Annotated in this window: 1 protein-coding gene; it reads left to right on the top strand. The window is 67.2% G+C overall.

Features of this window, described 5'->3' with window-relative positions; all coding sequences use genetic code 11:
• The coding region (locus tag ACFVT2_RS43420) for an amino acid adenylation domain-containing protein (RefSeq protein WP_390028029.1) at positions 1–1,203 on the top strand (1,203 nt) is incomplete at both ends.

Here is a 1,203-nt window from a genome sequence, read left to right as displayed (position 1 = left end):
ACGGATGGCCGAAGGTCTCTCACGTATGCCCAACTGGACGCTGAGTCTTCGGTGTTGGCGCGTGTGTTGGTCGAGGCCGGGGTTGAGCCCGGTGACCGGGTGGGTGTGTGTCTGCCGCGGGGTGCCGCGCTGATCGTTGGCTTGCTGGGGGTGTTGAAGGCCGGGGCGGTGTATGTGCCGTTGGATGCGGGCTATCCCGCTGAGCGGCTGGCGTTCGTGGTCGAGGATACCGGCGTGCAGGTCGTGGTTGGGGATGCTCTCCCGCCGGCGGTCCAAGAGCTCGTACGGACTGTGGAGGTGTCCGCTCAACCTGAGGACGCGGGCCGGGTGCTGCCGGAGGTGGATGCAGATGCATTGGCGTATGTGATTCACACCTCGGGTTCGACGGGGCGTCCCAAGGGTGTGCTGGTGGCGCACCGAAATGTGATGGCGTTGCTGGCCGCGACCAAGGCCGAGTTCCAGCTCGGTACGAGCGATGTGTGGTCGTTCTTCCATTCGTTCGCGTTCGACTTCTCGGTGTGGGAGATCTGGGGCTGCCTGCTCACCGGCGGGCGTCTGGTGGTCGTCGACCACTGGGCGGCGCGGGACCCGGAGGAGTTACACGCACTGCTGGCCCGCGAAAAGGTGACCGTGCTGAGCCAGACGCCATCGGCGTTCTCCCAGCTGATCCGTGCGGAGAACTTCCAGCAGGGCAACCTGGTGGTGCGGCTGCTGATCTTCGGCGGGGAGCCGCTGGACTCGAAGATGCTGCTGCCCTGGTTCGACCACTACCCCGAGACCAGCTGCCATGCGGTGAACATGTACGGGATCACCGAGACCACGGTGCACTGCACCTGGCACACCCTCACCCGCGCCGATGCGCTGACCGGTTCGCGTTCCGTGGGGCGTCCGCTGCCGGGCTGGCAGCTCTACATCCTCGACGAGCACGCCCAACCCGTCCCACCCGGCGTGGCCGGCGAGATCTACGTCGGCGGCGCCGGAGTGGCCCAGGGCTATGGCAACCGCCCCGAACTGACCGCCCAGCGCTTCCTCCCCGACCACCTCACCCACACCCCCGGCGCACGCCTGTACCGCAGTGGCGACCTCGGCCGCTACACCCCCGACGGCCTCCTCGAACACCTCGGCCGCCTGGATGACCAGGTCAAAATCCGCGGCCACCGCATCGAACTCGGCGAAATCCGCACCACCCTCCTCGAAGACTCG

Source organism: Streptomyces sp. NPDC058000 (genome assembly GCF_042886435.1).
In the GTDB taxonomy this organism is placed as follows: domain Bacteria; phylum Actinomycetota; class Actinomycetes; order Streptomycetales; family Streptomycetaceae; genus Streptomyces.
This window is presented reverse-complemented; position numbering and strand designations above follow the sequence as displayed.